An 18,049-nucleotide genomic window follows, 5' to 3' on the forward strand; every position below is an offset into this window, starting at 1 on the left:
CGAAACTCCCTCTCCCTTCAGGGGGAGGGCCGGGGTGGGGGTGTCAGCGAAGGTCCGATGAAGGGGAACCGGAAGGTGGGCTACGATCTCTGCTCGGCCGGTTCCTGCGGGAAGGCATAGGTGTAGATGTGCCGCTGGATGTCGCTCAAATGCCGGTACATGCATTCATAAGCGCGCTCTGAATTGCGCGCGGCGATGGCGTCGTAGATTTCCTGGTGCGAAGCGGCATGGACCGCCTGGCGCTTGAAGCAATGCGCATTTTCACTGAGGCGCCGCCAGGTGGCGTCGCGCCTGCTGGCACCGAACGTATCGAACAGCGACAGGAACAGGGCATTGCGCGCGGCTTCGGCGACGATGCGATGGAACTTCTCGTCTGCCTTCTCATAGACCTCCGGGTCGGTCGCACTCTTTGTCTCGGCCAGGGCCAGTTCCAGTCGTCTTATGTCGGCCTGGGAGGCACGCAGAGCGGCGAGGCGTGCGATGACCGGCTCGACGGCCAAGCGTACCTCGGAGACTTCGATCGGATTGGTGAATTCGAGAATGCGGTCGAAGGGGATGGCGGCGAAGGCAGCGCCGATGCCGGCATCGATATGACCGTTGGCGTGACGACCGTTGCCGTTATGGCCGCTGGCTGCCGGCACTTGGCCGTTGCCAGAACCTGTCGTGGCCGGCATTTCGCGGTTGGTATTTGCATGTACGAAGGTGCCGCGTCCCTGTTCGCGGGTAATGCGCCCCTCTTGCTCCAGAATGTCCAGGGCGCGGCGCAGCGAACGGCGGCCGACACCAAGTTCGTCGGCGAGGTGACGTTCCGGGGGCATCCGCCCATCCGCGCCAATGGTTCCGTCGGCGATCAGCCGGCGCAGTCTGTTGAGTGTCTGGTCCGCGTTCTGCAGCATCTCATGGTATCCATCTGGAAGGTCCGGTTCGCGGACCTCTACCGCGATGGTTCGCGTTGGTTCAAGGGTGAAACTCCCTCACTTCGAATCGCATCATGCGCCGCGCATGGCCTAAAGTAAAGCCGCGGCTACCGACTGAACTCCCGACCGTTGTTGAATGGTTCGCCGTCATGGGCGTCGATGCGCCTATGAACAGGCGGTATCCGTATTATTGGTTCACTAAATGGATCGCCGTTGACGGCCTTCAGTTTTATTGGTTACGCTCAGGACCATATTGGAGTGCTGATTGAACCAATTTGTTCATTCTCGTGACTGATTGGTTCGGACCGTAGGCCGGAAAACCGGCGAGGGAGGGCTGATGAGCACGGCGACGAAACTGGGCGGATCCAATCTGCAGGCGGCCCTGGACCAGCTCCATGCGGATGTCGCCAGCCACAATATGGCGCCCTATTGGGTGGTCGACCGCACTGTCAAGAATGACGAAGACAGCCGCATCCGCGACACCCGCAAGGCAATTCCCTTCAGCTGGACGTATAAGCAGGATATCGAGCCACTGCTCTATCGCTCAGCGGAGCTGATCACGACCGAGAGCTCCGAGCGCCGCTCGCTGGTCCTGGTCAATCCTGGCCTGGCGCCCAAGCGCGCTGCGGTTTCGACTCTCTACGTTGCCTATCGCCTCAACGATCCCAACGAAATCATGCCACCGCACCGGCATTCCCCGAACGCGATCCGCTTGGGATTGACCGGCAAGCAGAACTTCACCGGTGTCGAAGGCGAGAATATCACCTTCGGCCCCGGCGATCTGGTGCTCACTCCCCACGATACCTGGCATAATCATGGCAATAAGGGTGACGAGAATGCGATCAATCTCAGCGTCCTCGACCTGCCGCTGGTGGAAACGCTCTGCGCCATCTATTTCGAGCATGATTACACGGAGGAAGAAGAGGGACAGAAGGTCCGCCGGATCATGCAGACGGCCCGCTTTCCGGACAATTATTCACAAACCGTTTATGGCAGCGGCGGGCTGAAGCCGCGCTTCGTCTCGCACCATCGCGGTACGGGGGCTGCCTCGCCGATGTATGTCTATCGCTGGGACATGATGCGGGAAGCGCTCGAACGCGCCCGCAATTTCGACGGCGACCCCTATGAGGCGCTGATGATCGAATATGTCGATCCGACCACGGGCCAGGCCATTTTCAAGACCATGACTTTCTTCATGCAGATGCTGCGCCCAGGCGAGCGCACCATGCCGATGAAGCAGAATGCCAGCCTCACCATCTCGCCCTATGAGGGCAAGGGCTACAGCATTATCGGCGGCAAGCGCATCGACTGGTCGCCGTTCGACACCGTGGCAGCACCTGGTGGCGAATGGTGCGAGCATGTCAACACTTCCGACAAGGACCCGGCCATTCTGTTCGTCGCCAGCGACGAGCCGACCTTGAAGGCCCTGGCGCTCTACCAGAAACACGGCAAGACCAAGACCGGCGAAATCGTCCGCCTCGCCTGAACAGGGACCAGCACTTAGATGGCGAAGAGCAGGAACACCAAGCTGATCGGCCATATCGACTGCCCCGGCGGCGGTCAGGTCTGGGTCGAGAACCGCATCCTCTATATCGGCCATATGCGCCAGCCCACCGGCACGACCATCGTCGACGTGTCCGACCCGCGCAACCCGAGGCAGTTGACGCGCATCGAGATGCCCAATGGCTGGCACTCGCACAAGGTGCGCGTCGCCAATGACATCATGATCGTCAATCACGAGCGCCAGGGCATGGAAGGCGATGCCGAGTTCGGCGGCGGCCTCGGCATCTACGACGTCTCGAAGCCGGCCAATCCGAAGCTCATCAGCAAATGGCGCACCTACGGGAAGGGCGTGCATCGCTACGATTTCGACGGCCGCTATGCCTATGTCTCGCCGACGGCCGAGGGCTTCATCGGCAACATCGCCATGATCCTCGACCTCAAGGACCCGGCCAGGCCGGAAGAGGTCGGGCGCTGGTGGATTCCGGGCCAATGGAAGGCGGGCGGAGAGGAATATCCGTGGGACAATTGGACGCCGCCGCGCTGCCACCACCCGTTGCGCGTCGGCAACCGGCTTTATGTGAGTTACTGGCATCACGGTTTCTTCATCCTCGATATAGAGGACATGGCGCATCCCAAGCTGATATCGGCCGTCAATACCTCGCCGGCCTTTCCGCATCCCACGCACACCTGCCTCAAGATGAAGCAGAAGCTCAAAGGGCGCGACATCATGATCGTGGCGGATGAGGATGTGGCCAAGCTTTGGCCGGCGGCACCCGCCTTCACCTGGGTCTATGACATCACCAATGAGCATTGCCCCATTTCGATTTCAACTTTCCAGGTCGACGGCATCGACAAGGACGGATCGCCGCAGCCGCCGATGATGGGTTGCCACCAACCGTCCGAGCGCTTCAGCGGCACGATCGTGCCTTTCGCCTGGTTCGCGCAAGGAATGCGCCTCATCGATTTCGCCGATCCGTTCAAGCCGGTCGAAGTGGGTTTCTACGAGACCGATGCGCCGCAGGGCTTCGACCTTGCGTCGTCGAACGACGTCACCATGGACGATCGCGGCCTCATCTATCTCATCGACCGGCAGCGCGGTGTCGACATCATCGAAACGAGCGTCTTCTAGGGGGAATGGGATGAGCGACAAGATTCAACCGATCGGAAAGAAGAATCCCAATCTGCCCTTTCATCCGGCGGTGCGCGCCGGCGACTTCATTTTTGTATCGGGACAAGTTGCCAAGGACGAGAACGGCAACATGTGTGCAGGCAATATAGAAGAGGAAACCCGCTGGACGATTGAATCAGTCCGTCGCATTCTGGCCCTCGAAGGTGCCGAGCTGTCGGACATCGTGAAGATGACGGTCTTTATCGAGGATGCGCGCAATTTCGGTCGCTACAATAAGATCTTTGCCGAATATTTTCCGGCCGGTGTCTTGGCGCGCACAACGGTCGAGGCGCGCGCGGTCATCGAGTGCAAAATTGAAATGGATGCGATCGCCTACAAGCCTGAAGCCTGAGCGCGTGTATCGATACAAAGTGTGGCGCGCACAAGCGTCATCAGAGGGGAGATTTGCAGCATGTTGAGACTTCTGGGACGCAATACGTCGGGCAATGTGCAGAAGGTGATCTTTCTGCTGGAAGAACTTGGTCTGCCCTATGCGCGGGAGGATTACGGCCGCCAGTTCAACAACACGGCCGATGCCGCCTATCTCAGCCTCAATCCCAACGGCAAGGTGCCGACCCTGGTCGATGACAAGGTCGTGATTTGGGAATCGAACACGATTCTGCGCTACATTTGCAACAAGCAGAAGAACAGCGACCTCTACCCCGCCGACCCGGCGCAGCGCTCGGAGGTCGAACGCTGGATGGATTGGATGCTGGCAGCGCTCAACCCTTCCTATCTCGGCATCTTCAAGGAAGCGAAAAAGGCGCCGAACGAGCGCGCCGCCAGTTGGGAGGCGGATTCGAAGGATCTGAAGGCGCAGCTTGAAATTCTCGACGGTGCCCTGAAGGGCAAGAGCTGGGCCGCCGGCGACAAGTTCAGCCTGGCGGACGTGGCACTCGGTCCCGTCGTGCATCGCTGCCTGGATTTCCCGGTCGATCTGCCGGAACTGGCGGCGCTCAAGGCGTGGCGGAAGAAATTGACCGAACGGCCGGCATTCAAGAAAGCCGTCGGTCTTTGAACAAATCATGCAGCCGGCGGATAAGCCGGCGCATCGGGGACAGGCAAAGGTTCAACGAGGAGGGATCATGACCAAGGCAGCTATCGTCGGTTTGGGCACCATGGGGCCGGGCATCGCCCAAACCCTGCTGCGCGCCGGCATGCAGGTGACCGCGTTCGATCTATCGGAGGATCAGCGCAAGAAGGCCGCGGCCGGCTTGACGCTGGCCAATACCGTGCTCACCAATCTGGGCACACCCGATCGCAGCAGCGGCGCCACGGTGAAGATCGCCGACAGCCTCAAGGAATGCGTCGCCGGCGCCACTTTGGTGATCGAGACCGTGCCGGAGAAGTTCGAGATCAAGGCGCAGGCCTTCAAGGAGATCGACGCCCTGGTCGACAAAAGCTGCATCATCGCCAGCAACACCTCGGGCATTCCCATCAGCAAGCTGCAGGCCAATGTCTCGGCGCCGGAACGCGTCGTCGGCATGCACTGGTCCAACCCGCCCCATGTCATTCCGATGATCGAGGTGATTGCCGGCGAGAAGACCTCCAAGGCCACCTGCGACTGGATGGTCGAGACGATCAAGGGCTTGGGCCTCCTGCCTGTCGTGGTGCAGAAGGATGTCCCGGGTTTCGTCGAGAACCGGGTGCTCTATGCGCTGCTGCGCGAATGTGTCGATCTCGTCGACCAGGGCGTCATCGACGCCGAAGGGCTCGATACCTGCGTTTCCTGGGGCATCGGATATAAATTGTCGGTCATCGGCCCGATGGCGCTCCTCGACGTTGCCGGCCTCGACATCTATCAGGCAGTCGGTTCCTATCTCAACAAGGAGCTCTGCAATCGCGGCACGCTCAGCCCCTTCGTGACCGAGCGGACCGCTGCCGGTAGATTGGGCATCAAGACCGGCGGTGGCGTCTTCAGCTACACGCCGGAAAAGATCGCGGCACTACAGCAGCAGCGCGCGAAACGGCTGGTCGCCGTCCGCAAGGCACTGGAGAGTTGATATGACCGCCGCTTCCGTCATCCCCGGGCTTGACCCGGGGATCCACTGCGGCAGTTGATGGCGTGGATGCCCGGATCAAGTCCGGGCATGACGAAATTGGGTAAGCACGAATTCCAACAACAAGAAGAAACCGCATCGCATCTCTAACATGATCGACATCCTGGTGCTGGGAAGGGCCGGATGTCGGAAGAACAGGAGAGGAACCATGACAAGAACCAAATGGATCAAATGGGCGCAGGTTTCCATGCTGGCCCTGACGCTGGTCGGCGGTGCCGCGCTGGCCGTGGTGCCGGCGCAAGCCAAGGACGTGAAGAAGCTGGCCATTCTCACGCCGGAAGACCCGACCGATTACGGCTGGAACCAGCAAGGCTTCGATGCCGCCAAGGCTGTGGCCGAGAAGATGGGCATCGAATTCATGCCGGCCACGGGCCTCGGTTATGGCGATGTGCATCCCACCTTGCGAGAGTTGGCCGATGATGGCGCCAGCCTGATGATCGCCCATGCCAGCGGCTACAATACCGCGGCACCGGAAATCGGCGCCGAGAAGGGTGTCGCCGTCGCTATCGTCGACAAGCCCGACGCCAACAAGGAAGGTGCCGTCGCCGACTATACGTTGAGCGGTCACGAGGGCGCCTATCTCGCCGGCGTGCTCGCGGCGAAGACCTCGGCCACGAAGTCGGTCGGCATCGTCGTCTCGGGCGAACCGCCGTCATGGAACTCGCAATCGGCCGCCTTCGCGCAAGGCGTCAAGGCAACCGATCCGGCGGTGATGATTCTCTATGCCGTCATCGGCCCGGCTGCCTATTCCGACGCCGCCGGCGGCCGTCGCGTCACCGAATCCGTGATCGGCGCCGGGGCCGATGTCATCTTCGGCCAAGGCGACGGTGCCACCTTCGGCATGCTGCAGGCGGTCGAGACGACCAAATCGACCGGTGGCGGCAACGTCTGGTTCATCGACGTGATCGGCGACAAGACCTCCATCGACAAGGGGCATCTGCTCTCGTCCGTGGTCTGGAACCTGATCCCGGTCTACACGGCGATGGTCGAGGATCTGAAGGCCGACAAGTTCGGCACCAAGCCCTACTCGATCCAGCTTTCCGACGATTCGGTCCAGCTTCTGAAAACCAAGCACATTCCTGACGATGTCTGGGCCTCGGTCAGCGAAACGCGCAAGCAGATCGTCGACGGGTCGCTGAAGATCGAGCCGGTCTGGGAAGCGGAAAAGGTCCGCGCCCTGATGAGCTCGGTGACCGACGCGCCGGCCCAATAAGGCGGTTCGGATCGGCTCATGAAGATGGACTCGCTATCTAGCCCGTTGCAAAGTGGCGAGATGACGAACACGGACCTGATGTCGCAGGAAAAAACGGTGGTGGGTGCCGAACCCGCCACCGTTCCTGCCGCATCCGTCCGTCATGTCACCAAGCGCTTCCCGGGCGTGCTTGCCAATGACGATATCTCGCTCGACTTCAAGGCGGGCGAGATTCACGTCCTGCTGGGCGAAAACGGCGCCGGCAAATCGACGCTGATCGGCATCCTCGCCGGCATGCAGCAACCGGACGAAGGCGAAATCCTCATCGACGGCCGCGCCGTCCGCATCGGCTCGCCGCGGCAAAGCCTCGACCTCGGCATCGGCACCGTCTTCCAGCACGTCCTGCTGGTGCCAAGCCTGACCGTCATCGAAAATCTGATGCTGGGTGGTTCCTGGTGGCGGAAGCTGGCTCGGCCTGCCGCTCTTGCGCGCTTCCGCGAACTTTCGGCCTTGCTCGGCATCACACTCGACCCCGACGCCCTCATCGGCAAGCTGTCGCTGGGCGAGCAGCAGCAGGTCGAAATCATGCGCGCCCTCTGGCGCGGTGAAAAAATCCTCATCCTCGACGAACCCACGTCCATGCTGACGCCCCAGGGCGTCAAGGATCTGGGCGACGTGATGCGGCGCCTGCGCGAAAAGGGCGTCGCACTCATCCTCATCACCCACAAGCTTGCCGAAGCCTATGAGCTGGGCGACCGGATCTCGGTCCTGCGCCTCGGCCGCGTGGTCGGTGCGATTCCACCGGAAGAGCGCCGCGCGCTGAGCGAACAGCAGATGACCGACCGCGTCATCGCCATGATGTTCGGCACCGTCGGCGGCGCTGCAGCGTCGGAAAAGGAAATTCTGGTCGGCCGTGGTCATGGCCACAGGCACAAGGTCGATCGCGACCGACCGCCGCGCCTTCAAATTGCGCATGCCGCAACAGCGGCCGAACGCGGCGCCTGTCCGCTGCTGAATGTCAGTTTCGAGCTGTGGCCCGGCGAGGTGCTCGGCATTGCCGGCATCGACGGCAATGGGCAGAAGCATCTGGCGGAGATGTTGGCGGGGCAACGGGCGCTGACCGCGGGCAGCATCACGCTCGACGGCAAGGATATCAGCGCCGCCAGTGTTCCGGCGCGGCGCCAGGCGGGCATCCGCTATGTGACCGATGAGCGCTTGGGCGAGGGCACGGTCGGGACCTTCTCGGTCGCCACCAATCTGCTCCTGAAGGAAATCGGTACGGCACCCTTCTGGCGGCGCGGCCTCACCGATTGGGGCCGCATCCACGATCACGCCCGCGACCGCATCCGCCATCACGATATTCGCACGCCGTCCGAGAAGACGCCGATCGGCAAGCTCTCCGGCGGCAATATCCAGAAGGTGCTGCTGGCGCGCGAGCTTGGCCAGGATGCGTCGGTGGTGGTGTTCAACAAGCCGACCTACGGTCTCGACCTGCAGAATACGCGCCTCGCCCATGAACGCATCCGCGAGAGCGCCTTGGCCGGTCTCGGCACCATCGTCATCTCGACCGATCTCGACGAATTGCTGGCCTTGAGCGACCGCATCGCCGTCATGTATCAAGGCCGCCTGGCGGGTGTGGTCGAGAACGGCCCGCAGGCGGAACTCGCGGTCGGCAAACTGATGACCGGGACGGCTGCCGCATGAGTACCGCCGAACTCACCGGTCCGGACCGCGCAGGCGATCTTTGGCGCGACTATGCCGCAACCATCGGCCGCATCCTGGTGCCGATCCTGCTGGCCCTTGCCGTCGGTGGCGCCGTCCTGCTCATTCTGGGCAAGAACCCTTTCACCTATTATGGCTATGTCGTGCAGCGCGGCTTGTTGAGCTGGGGCGGGCTTCAGGAAACCTTCACCCGGATGGCGCCGCTGCTGCTGATTGCTTCCGGACTCATCGTGGCCTTTCGTGCCGGCATCTGGAATCTGGGCGGCGACGGTCAGTATCTGCTGGCGGCCGTGGTGACGGCAGCACTGGCCCCGGCTCTCATCGAAACGCTGCCGCGCGGCCTCACGCTTATCGTCTGCATGGCGGTCTCGATGGTCGTGGCGGCTTTGTGGTCGCTGATCCCCGCGATCCTCAAGGCACGCTACGGCATCAACGAGATCATCACCTCGCTGATGATGAGCTTCCTCGGCACCTCCTTTGCCAATGTGCTGGTGAAACTGTTCTTCCGCGATCCCGCCACGACGGTCCCGCAAACCCGTTCGCTGGAAGTGGCCGACCGGCTGCCCCGCATCTTCGGCACCAATGTCCATGCCGGCATTCTCATCGCACTCGCCGTGGTCATCCTGGTCCATCTGATGATGACGCGGACCGCCTTCGGCCTCCGCCTGCAGATTGTCGGCGCCAATCCGGCCGCCGCGATCCATGCCGGGCTCCGGGTCGGCTGGCTCACCATCGCCACCTTCGCGCTCAGTGCCGGGCTGATCGGCCTTGCCAGCTCGGTTGAAATCCTCGGCGTCTGGGGCACGGTGCGGGCCGATTGGAATCCGGCCTACGGCCTCCTCGTCGTGCCGCTGGTCTTTCTGGCGCGCTTCAACGGCATCGCCGTCATCGGCTTTGCGCTCTTTTTCTCGGTACTCATGATTGGCGGCGAAAGTGCCTCGCGCCGCATCGGCGTGCCGCAGGATTTCGTCCTCATGCTGGTCGGCTTGCTGTTGATCTTCCTGGCGCTGGTCGAATATCTCGATCATCTCCGGCGCAAGCGGGCAGGGGTCTGATTCATGAGCGAACTTCTTACCCAACCTTTCCTCATCTCCCTCTTGTTCGGCGCCGTCACCGCCGGTGTCCCGCTGCTTCTGGCGGGCCTTGGCGAGCAGATCTCGGAAAAAGCGGGCGTGCTCAATATCGGCATCGAAGGCATGATGCTGTTCGGCGCCTATACCGGCTTCGTCGCCGCCTATTATTCCGGCTCTTTCTGGCTGGGCTTCCTAGCCGGCGGGCTCGGCGGCATGGCTGTGGCTTTCTTCGTCGTCCTCCTCTGCATCCGCCGGGGGCTCAACCAGATCGTCATCGGCATCGCGCTCACCATCGGTGTCGAGGGCCTGACCGCGCTGCTGCACTTCTTCCAGTTTGCCAAGACCTATCCGCGCCTCGACAAGGCGCCGGTCCTCGCCATTCCGCTCCTTGCCGACATTCCGGTGCTGGGGGCGGCATTGTTCAGCCACAATATCGTCGTCTATGTCGCGGTGGCGCTGGTCGTCTTCTTCGCCTGGATGTTCCGCAAGACTTATGTCGGCCTCAATCTCGAAGCGGCCGGCGCCAAGCCGGCGGCGCTCGATGCCGCCGGCATCGGCGTCGTCGCCACGCGCTCGGCGGCTGTCCTTTCGACCGGGTTCCTGGCCGGCCTCGGCGGTGCCTATCTCGCCAATGTGGGTGCCGGCCTCTTCGTGCCGTTCATGACCCATGGTGCCGGTTTCATCGGCATCGTTCTTGCCATGCTGGCGCGGGGGAATCCTGTCTGGGTGTTGGTCGGTGCGTCGCTTTTCGGTGTCAGTCTCGCCATGACGACGGCCCTGCAGGTGGCCGGCGTCAATGTGCCGACCGATGTCGTGCAGATGTTGCCCTTTGCCATGGTCATGCTGGTGCTGGTGATTTTCGCGCGCCATTCGGTGCTGCCGCCGGCCTTGGGTCTCCCTTATGTGCGGGGCGACCGATAGAATAATCTCGCGTCTGAAGGGGAGGATTCAACATGTCCGATACGAAAGTCTATCTGCTGGACGGCGGTACCCTGGTCATCGACGGCTTTCATGCCTTCTGGAACCGCGGCCCTGGCGGCGAGCTCCGCTTCCCCTGCTATTCGGTTCTGATCAACCATCCCGACGGGCGCTACATCTTCGACACCGGTTACGATTTCGACCATGTCATGCGCGTGCTGCCCTTCGAAAAGCCGATCCAGGAAAAGGACCAGACCCTGCCCGGGCAATTGGCCAAGATCGGTTTCAAGCCGGAGGATATCAACTACGTCATCAACTCCCATTATCATTTCGACCATTGCGGCGGGAACAAATACTTCACCAAGGCCTGCACCATCTGTCACGGTGCCGAACTCGACGCCTGCTCGCATCCCCAGCCCTTCGAACATCTCGGCTATTCCGATCTCTCCTTCGCGCCGGAAATCGCCAAGGCGGCGGGCAAGACGCTGCCGGCCGATCCGGCCCTCGACATGTACACGCCGAAATTCGAAACGCTGAAAGGCGATCAGGAGCTGGCCAAGGGCCTGTGGCTGTTCGAGACGCCCGGCCACACCGCCGGCCATTACAGCCTGATGGTCGAACTTGAAGGCCGGCGGCCGATGCTCTTCAGCGCCGACGCCTGCTACAGCCAGAAGAACATGGACATGATGTGCATATCTAGCTTCCACCTCGATCCCGTGGCAAGCCTCAAATCGATGCAGCGCCTGAAGGACCTTGCCGCCAAGTACGATGCCGAACTCTTCTATTCGCACGATCCGGACAGCTTCAAGAACTACCAGACGGGCGGGAATTTCTACGCCTGAGGTAACACCTCTTCTCCCTCTCCCTTCAGGGGGAGGGTCGGGGTGGCGGTGGTTGCCGGTCCCATTCTCGACGAGCCATCGCCTCGACCCCCACCTAACCTCCCCCTAAAGGGAGAGGAACGCGACCGAGTTAGCTGCACCACCTACCACCGCACCATGCCGGCATCGACTACCAGCGTCTGACCCGTGATCCAATGCGCTTCATCCGAGGCGAGGAACGCCACCGCCGGCACGACATCTTCCGGTTGGCCGTGGCCCTTGATCGCCTGCAGCATTTCGACGAAGCCGAACGCTTCCTTATGCTGGCTGGCCTGCACGCTTTCGGAATTGACTAGGCCCGGCGCCACGCAATTGACCGTGATCTTGTTGCCGCCGAGCTCGGTGGCTAGCGCGCGGCTGAAGGTCATGACGCCGCCTTTCGAGGCCACGTAATGCGCCATGTTGGGCGTGCCGGCGAAGATCGAGTTGGAGCAGAAATTGATGATGCGGCCGTAATCGGCCTTTCGCATGATGTCGGAGCCGGCCTTGCACATCAGAAAGAGGCCGTCGAGATTGACGCGCATGATGCGGCGCCATTCGGCAAAGTCGATCTTGTCCCAGGGCGTGAAGGGCACGATCGCCGCGGCATTCACCTGGACGTCCAGCTTGCCGAACTTGGCAACTTCCGCAAAGAGCTTCGCCACGGCCGCTTCGTCGCCGATATCGCAAGCCACACCGATCGACTTGCCGCCGATTTCCTTGGCCGTCTTCTCGGCGCCGGCGCCGTTGATGTCGGCGGCGATGACGGTGGCACCTTCGCTTCCCAGGCGTAGAGCCACCGCCTTGCCCATGCCCTGCGCCGCGCCCGAAACGACCGCGACGCGGCCTTGAAACCTCTGCATGTCCCCTCTCCCTGTTGTTTATTGTCGCGTTGTCGAGATGTCAGGCGCGCTCAACGACCTGCAGCGCCGCATTGACCCCGGCACTGACGTCGATCTTTTGGCCCAGCTTGCGCAGCGCGCCGCCCAATGCCGTGATGGCGACCACCGCATAGACCGGTTCGGCCACCAGCCCCATATGGCCGATGCGCAGCAATTTCCCCATCGTCTCATTGCGCCCCGTCGAGAAGACGACGCCGAACAACTCGCGCGCTGCTGAAATGATGGCGCTGTCGGTGACGCCTTCCGGGATGCGCACCGCCGTTGTGGTGGGCGAGGCGATGCTTTCCGTCTTGGCCCAAAGCTGCAATCCCATCGCCTGCACGCCGGCGCGGGTTGCGGCGGCGGTCAGCGCGTGGCGCTTCCATACTTTCTCCGGCCCCTCATCGAGATACTGGTCGAGCACCGCATCGAAACCGTTCACCTCCGCGACCGAGGGGGTGAAGGGGAAGGGCTGGTCATGCCGCCACGCATCCTTCCAGTCGAGATATGAGAGCACCGAGGCGCGCGGTGCCTCGGGATTTGCTTCCATATGCGCCCAGGCTCGGTCCGAAACGGCAATGAAGGTGATGCCGGGTGCGCCGCCAAGGCATTTACCCGGACCGGTGATGAAGACATCCGCCGCGCAATCGCCGGGATGGATATCCATGCCGCCGAAGGAGGAAACGGCGTCGACCAGCAGCAGGGCGCCATGGGCGCGCACGATCTGGCCGATCTCGCGGGCCGGGTTGATGGTGCCGGAGGGGGTGTCATGGTGCACCAGCGACACCACCTTGATGTCGGGACGCTTTTTGAAGGCAGCCTCGACGGCAGCCGGATCGATCGCCTCGTTGAACGGCACCTCGATCTCGACCATGTCCTTATGGTATCGGGCGGACCAATATCCGAACCCCTTGCCATAAACGCCCGAGGCCAGATTGAGTACCGTGTCATTGGGCCCGATCAGCGACGCGGCCGCCGCCTCAATGGCCGCAGCCGGTTCGACATGGAGGATGAGGGCCGGGTCCTTCATCTTCAGGGCCCTTGCCGCCTTCTTGGTGACGCCCTCGTAGAAATGCTGGAAATACGGGTCATAATCATAGGGAATCGGCCGCGACATGGCGCGCAGGACGCGCGGATAGGCAGCCACCGGACCGGCTGAAAGTGTAACGACTGGTTCTTTGAGGTCGGCGGTTGCCATGGTTGGATGCTCCCCTTTGGTTCAGTGCGGCGTTTTTGGTTCAGGACATTCTAGACTCTGGTTCGGAAAAGTGAAAACAATATCCATCGCAATGATGGATTGGTGCGGCACGTCATGACCCCTTCCACGGCAGATTGGTTCGACTATCTGGTAATTGGTGCGGGGACCGCGGGGGCGGTCCTCGCGGCGCGCCTCAGTGCCGATCCAGCCCTGAAGGTCGGGCTGGTCGAGGCCGGTGGGCCGGCGCGCAATCCGCTCATCGCCGCGCCGGCGAAATGGCCGCTGCTGCAGGGGAGCGAGATCGACTGGGCCTATCGCACCGTTCCGCAAAAAGGCACGGCCAACCGGGTTCACGACTGGCCGCGCGGCAAGGTGCTGGGCGGATCGACCGCCATCAACGCCATGGCGCATGTGCGCGGGCACGCTTCCGATTTCGACCGCTGGAACTGCCCGGGCTGGGGCCATGCCGATCTGCTGCCTTATTTCGACTTGAGCGAGCGGGGCCCGCTCCATCTCATCCGCCCGCTCGACGCGAGCCCCGTGACGCGCGCTTATCTCGCGGCTGGCGAAGAACGCGGCTTTGCCCCCATCGCCGACCACAATGCTTCCGGCATGGCGGGGCCAACGCTCAATACGCTCACCATCAAGGATGGCAAGCGCCAGACCATTACCGACGCCTATCTGCCGCTGACCGAGGGCCGCGCCAATTTCACGCTGCTCGCCAACACCCAGATCCTGTCCCTGATCCTGGTCCAGCAGCGTTGCATCGGGGCGCTGGTGGAAAGCCCGGCGGGCCCGCGCGAAATCCGGGCCGAGCGCGGCGTCATCCTCGCCGCTGGCGCCATCGCCTCGCCGCTGCTGCTGCTGCGCTCCGGCATCGGCCCGGCCGACGAACTGCTGGCGGTCGGCGTGCCGCCGCGCCACGATCTTCCAGGCGTCGGGCGCAATCTCCACGACCATCTCCTCTCCGGCGGCAACGTCTATGCCGCCAGGCGCCCGGTGCCGCCGTCGCATTACCAGAATTCGGAGGCCCTCATGTACCTGCCCCGGCCCGGCAGCGCGTCGCCGGCGCCCGAACTGGTGCTGGCCTGCGTCACAGCCCCCGTGGTGACCGAATGCTTCGCGGCCCCGCCCCTGGGGTCGGCCTATACGCTCATGTTCGGCTTCACCCATCCCCGGAGCCGCGGCTTCATCCGCCTCGCCTCCAGCGACCCCAAGGCAATGCCCCTCATCGATCCCGCCTACCTCACCGATCCTTACGACCGCGCGGTCTATCTCGATGCCCTCACCATGGCGCAGGAGATCGGCAGCGCACATGCTTTGGACGAATGGCGTGATCGCGAAATCCTGCCCGGCCCGTCGCACAAGGACCGCGTTCGTTTCCTGGAGCAGGCCGCGTTCACGCATCATCACCCGGCCGGAACCTGCCGCATGGGGCAGGGCGCCGATGCCGTGGTCGGCCTCGACCTCAAGGTCCGGGGCCTCGACGGGCTCCATGTCTGCGACGCCTCGATTCTCCCCAGCATCACCACCGGTCCGATCAACGCCGCCATCATCGCCATCGCCGAACGGGCCTCGGACCTGCTATTGGGTAAGGCACCGCTTGGCCCCACCGGAACGTGACGATGAAATTCCCCGCCTTTCTGCTGCTGCCGATCCTCGCCGCCTGCGCCGCCTTGCCGTCCGACCGGCCGGTCAATCTGCAGCTCACCAATACCGGTGCCGAACCCCTCTCCTGCAGGATCGTCTACGGCCATTGGGTCGAGCGCGACTTGGGGACGCTCGTCCCCGGCACCACTTTCGATATCGCTTTGCGCCAGCAGGTCTCGGACCATGCGCTCTTCGTCAACCGCGACGATATGGAGCGGCGCCTGATGATCGAGAACATCGTCTGCGGGCGCCTGGCGAACTGGCGCGATAGCACGGGCCAGGTCGATCTCACGCTCCCGCGCCAGCAATCCGCCGCCTATCTCGAAGCCACTTGCGCCGCCCCCGCCGGGCCGGGCAGGGTGGCCTGCGACCTCACCGACATCGCACCCTAAGGATGCCCATCATGACCGCCGCCACCAACGTTCCAGCCTTGCTGCAAGGCAGCCCCGCAGCCGACGCCATCGGCGCCCCCGAACGGCGCAGCATGAATCGCGGCGACCTCAACACGCTCGTGCGGAAGATCGGCGGTGCCTTGCGTGCCATCGGCATCGGCCCGCGCGACGCGGTCGCCATCGTCATGCCGAACGGGCCGGAAATGGCGGCGATGTTCGTGGCCGTCGCCAGCTATGCCGTCGCGGCACCCCTCAACGCCGCCTACCGCGCCGACGAATTCGACTTCTATTTGGGCGATCTCGACGCCAAGGCGCTGCTCCTCCTCGGCGGGCCGGAGTCGCCGGCGCGCGAAGTGGCGCGGAAGCGCGGCGTGCCGGTCGTCGACGTGACGCCCGACCTCAGCGGCCTCGCCGGCGCGCTGACCCTGTCCGTTCCCTTCGCCGATCACGGCGCCCCCAACCCGTCGCCCGATGACGTGGCCCTGGTGCTGCATACATCGGGCACCACCTCGCGGCCCAAGATCGTGCCGCTCACCCACCGCAACCTTGCGACCTCCGCCGGCAATATCGTGCGCACCCTGTCGCTCACCTCGGCCGACCGTTCGCTGGTGGTGATGCCGCTCTTCCACATCCATGGCCTCATCGCCGCCTTGCTTTCCTCCTTCGCGGCCGGCGCCTCGGTGCATGTCCCGCCGGGCTTCAATGCGTTGAAATTCTTCGCCCAGCTCGATGAATCCCGGGCCACCTGGTACACGGCCGTGCCGACCATGCACCAGACCGTGCTGGCGCGCGCCGACCGCAATGCCGATGTGCTGGCGCGGCGTAAACTGCGCTTCATCCGCTCCTCCTCGGCAAGCCTTCCGCCGCAGGTGATGAAGCAGCTGGAGGAGACCTTCGGCTGTCCGGTCATCGAGGCTTACGGCATGACCGAGGCCGCGCATCAGATGGCCAGCAACCCGCTGCCGCCCAAACCCCGCAAGCCCGGCTCGGTGGGTATCGCCGCCGGCCCGGAGGTCGCCATCATGGCCCTTGACGGCAAGCTGCTGCCACCGGGCGAGGTGGGCGAGATCGTCATCAAGGGCGCCAATGTGACGCCGGGCTATGCCAACAACGCGAAGGCCAATGAAGAAGGCTTCCGCGACGGCTGGTTCCGCACCGGCGACCAGGGCACCCTGGATGCGGAGGGCTATCTGCGCCTCACCGGGCGCCTCAAGGAGATCATCAATCGCGGCGGCGAGAAGATTTCCCCGCGCGAGGTCGACGACATCCTGATGGATCATCCGGCTGTGGCGCAGATCGTCACCTTCGGCATTCCGCATGAAAAGCTCGGCGAGGAAGTGGGCGCCGCCGTGGTCCTCAAGGAAGGGCAGAGCGCCACCGAGAAGGACCTCCGCGACTTCGCCGCCGCGCGGCTTGCCGATTTCAAGGTGCCGAAGAAGATCCTCTTCCTCGCTGAAATCCCCAAGGGCGCCACCGGCAAGCTGCAGCGCATTGGCCTGGCGCAGAAGCTGGGCCTTGGCGCATGAGGGTTGCAATCTACGGTGCCGGCGCCATCGGCGGCCTCATCGGCGCGCATCTCGCGCGCACGGGGCACGAGGTAACGCTCATCGCGCGCGGCCCCCATCTCGCCGCATTGAAAGAGAAAGGCCTGCACCTCACCGGCCATTCCGGCGATTTCACCGTGCATCCCAAAGCCACGGAGGACGCGCGCGAGGCTGGCCCGCAGGATTTCGTCATCGTGGCGCTGAAGGCCAATGCCGTCCCCGGCATCGCCGACAAACTCGCTCCCTTGCTCGGCGCCGACACCGGCGTGGTGATGGCCGTCAACGGCGTCCCCTGGTGGTATTTCTATGGGGCCGAGGGGCCGCTCAAGGATGCGCGCCTGCCTTCGGTCGATCCGGGGGACAAGCTCTGGCAGCTCGTCGGTCCCCAGCGCGTCATCGGCTGCGTCGTCTATCCGGCGGCGGAGGTCGTGGCGCCTGGCCATATCCACCACGTCGAGAATGACCGCTTCTCGCTGGGCGAAGCCAGCGGCATCAGGACCGAGCGCGTCGCGGCCTTGAGCGCCGCCTTCATCGCGGCCGGCTTCAAGGCGCCGGTGAAACCCGACATCCGCACCGAGATCTGGGTCAAGCTCTGGGGCAATGTCGCCTTCAATCCGCTCTCGGCCTTGACCGGCGGCACCTTGGCGCGCATCTGCGGCGACGCGGAGACGCGCGCCATTGCCAAGGCGATGATGTCGGAAGCCGAAGCCATCGCGAATGCGCTCGGCGTCAGGATGCCGATCGACGTCGAAAAGCGCATCAACGGCGCCGCCGCCGTCGGCGAACACAAGACCTCGATGCTGCAGGACATCGAACGCGGCCGCCCCATCGAACTCGACGCCATCGTCGGCGCCGTGCGCGACCTCGGGAAACTGGTGGAGGTGCCGACGCCGATGATCGACACGGTCTACGCGCTGGTCAGGCAGAAGGCGGAACTGCTGGGATTGGTGTAGCAGTACTCAACGCGAGAG

General features: G+C 63.4%; 17 protein-coding genes. 14 read left to right on the forward strand and 3 right to left on the reverse strand.

All coding sequences use genetic code 11. From position 1 onward, the window contains the following. Positions 1-80: 80 nt before the first annotated feature. The gene (locus ACE3TY_RS04335; RefSeq protein ID WP_374651228.1) at positions 81-896 is read right to left on the reverse strand and encodes a FadR/GntR family transcriptional regulator; all 816 of its coding nucleotides are present in this window, start codon (positions 894-896) and stop codon (positions 81-83) included. Positions 897-1,254: 358 nt separating this feature from the next. On the opposite strand from ACE3TY_RS04335, the gene ACE3TY_RS04340 reads away from it, so the two are divergent. The 10 genes from ACE3TY_RS04340 to ACE3TY_RS04385 all read left to right on the forward strand — a co-directional run bounded on the left by ACE3TY_RS04340 (position 1,255) and on the right by ACE3TY_RS04385 (position 11,395). Next, the gene (locus tag ACE3TY_RS04340) at positions 1,255-2,403 is read left to right on the forward strand and encodes a cupin domain-containing protein (protein WP_374651230.1); all 1,149 of its coding nucleotides are present in this window, start codon (positions 1,255-1,257) and stop codon (positions 2,401-2,403) included. A gap of 18 nt (positions 2,404-2,421) precedes the next feature. After that, complete coding sequence (locus ACE3TY_RS04345) at positions 2,422-3,549, forward strand: LVIVD repeat-containing protein (protein WP_374651232.1); 1,128 nt, start codon at positions 2,422-2,424, stop codon at positions 3,547-3,549. A gap of 10 nt (positions 3,550-3,559) precedes the next feature. Then, positions 3,560-3,940, forward strand: a complete 381-nt coding sequence (locus tag ACE3TY_RS04350) for a RidA family protein (protein WP_374651234.1) — start codon at positions 3,560-3,562, stop codon at positions 3,938-3,940. 60 nt (positions 3,941-4,000) lie between these two features. Beyond that, positions 4,001-4,606: a glutathione S-transferase family protein gene (locus ACE3TY_RS04355; protein WP_374651236.1), complete on the forward strand. Its 606-nt coding sequence runs from the start codon at positions 4,001-4,003 to the stop codon at positions 4,604-4,606. 67 nt (positions 4,607-4,673) lie between these two features. Continuing rightward, positions 4,674-5,591, forward strand: a complete 918-nt coding sequence (locus ACE3TY_RS04360; RefSeq protein WP_374651238.1) for a 3-hydroxyacyl-CoA dehydrogenase NAD-binding domain-containing protein — start codon at positions 4,674-4,676, stop codon at positions 5,589-5,591. Between the two features lie 205 nt (positions 5,592-5,796). Beyond that, entirely contained in the window at positions 5,797-6,861 is a 1,065-nt protein-coding gene (locus tag ACE3TY_RS04365; RefSeq protein WP_374651240.1) for a BMP family protein, read from the forward strand. Positions 6,862-6,921: 60 nt separating this feature from the next. Then, the gene (locus ACE3TY_RS04370) at positions 6,922-8,544 is read left to right on the forward strand and encodes an ABC transporter ATP-binding protein (RefSeq protein WP_374651241.1); all 1,623 of its coding nucleotides are present in this window, start codon (positions 6,922-6,924) and stop codon (positions 8,542-8,544) included. Next, a complete protein-coding gene (locus ACE3TY_RS04375) occupies positions 8,541-9,617 on the forward strand; it encodes an ABC transporter permease (RefSeq protein WP_374651243.1) in 1,077 nt (358 codons plus the stop codon). Before ACE3TY_RS04370 ends, ACE3TY_RS04375 begins: the two co-directional genes overlap by 4 nt. A 3-nt stretch (positions 9,618-9,620) precedes the next feature. Further along, positions 9,621-10,556, forward strand: a complete 936-nt coding sequence (locus ACE3TY_RS04380) for an ABC transporter permease (RefSeq protein ID WP_374651245.1) — start codon at positions 9,621-9,623, stop codon at positions 10,554-10,556. Between the two features lie 32 nt (positions 10,557-10,588). Further along, positions 10,589-11,395 carry an N-acyl homoserine lactonase family protein gene (locus ACE3TY_RS04385; RefSeq protein WP_374651247.1) on the forward strand — a complete coding sequence of 269 codons (807 nt, stop codon included), beginning with the start codon at positions 10,589-10,591 and terminating at the stop codon, positions 11,393-11,395. Between the two features lie 143 nt (positions 11,396-11,538). Here the strand turns inward: ACE3TY_RS04385 and ACE3TY_RS04390 are convergent, their stop codons facing one another. Together ACE3TY_RS04390 and ppaT are read right to left on the reverse strand one after the other, a co-directional pair. Continuing rightward, positions 11,539-12,276, reverse strand: a complete 738-nt coding sequence (locus ACE3TY_RS04390) for an SDR family NAD(P)-dependent oxidoreductase (protein ID WP_374651249.1) — start codon at positions 12,274-12,276, stop codon at positions 11,539-11,541. A gap of 40 nt (positions 12,277-12,316) precedes the next feature. Beyond that, a complete protein-coding gene (ppaT, locus tag ACE3TY_RS04395) occupies positions 12,317-13,492 on the reverse strand; it encodes a pyridoxamine--pyruvate transaminase (RefSeq protein WP_374651251.1) in 1,176 nt (391 codons plus the stop codon). Between the two features lie 114 nt (positions 13,493-13,606). On the opposite strand from ppaT, the gene ACE3TY_RS04400 reads away from it, so the two are divergent. From ACE3TY_RS04400 to ACE3TY_RS04415, 4 genes are read left to right on the forward strand one after another with little or no spacing between them, the layout of a single operon-like run. Beyond that, on the forward strand, positions 13,607-15,115 hold the full coding sequence (locus ACE3TY_RS04400; RefSeq protein WP_374651252.1) for a GMC family oxidoreductase: 1,509 nt from the start codon (positions 13,607-13,609) through the stop codon (positions 15,113-15,115). Positions 15,116-15,117: 2 nt separating this feature from the next. Beyond that, the gene (locus tag ACE3TY_RS04405) at positions 15,118-15,534 is read left to right on the forward strand and encodes a hypothetical protein (RefSeq protein ID WP_374651254.1); all 417 of its coding nucleotides are present in this window, start codon (positions 15,118-15,120) and stop codon (positions 15,532-15,534) included. A gap of 11 nt (positions 15,535-15,545) precedes the next feature. After that, on the forward strand, positions 15,546-17,060 hold the full coding sequence (locus ACE3TY_RS04410) for an acyl--CoA ligase (RefSeq protein ID WP_374651256.1): 1,515 nt from the start codon (positions 15,546-15,548) through the stop codon (positions 17,058-17,060). Continuing rightward, entirely contained in the window at positions 17,057-18,031 is a 975-nt protein-coding gene (locus tag ACE3TY_RS04415) for a 2-dehydropantoate 2-reductase (RefSeq protein WP_374651258.1), read from the forward strand. Before ACE3TY_RS04410 ends, ACE3TY_RS04415 begins: the two co-directional genes overlap by 4 nt. The last annotated feature ends 18 nt before the right edge of the window (positions 18,032-18,049 follow it).

Origin of the sequence: Dongia sp., from assembly GCF_041918875.1 — a bacterium.
Taxonomy (GTDB): domain Bacteria; phylum Pseudomonadota; class Alphaproteobacteria; order Dongiales; family Dongiaceae; genus Dongia.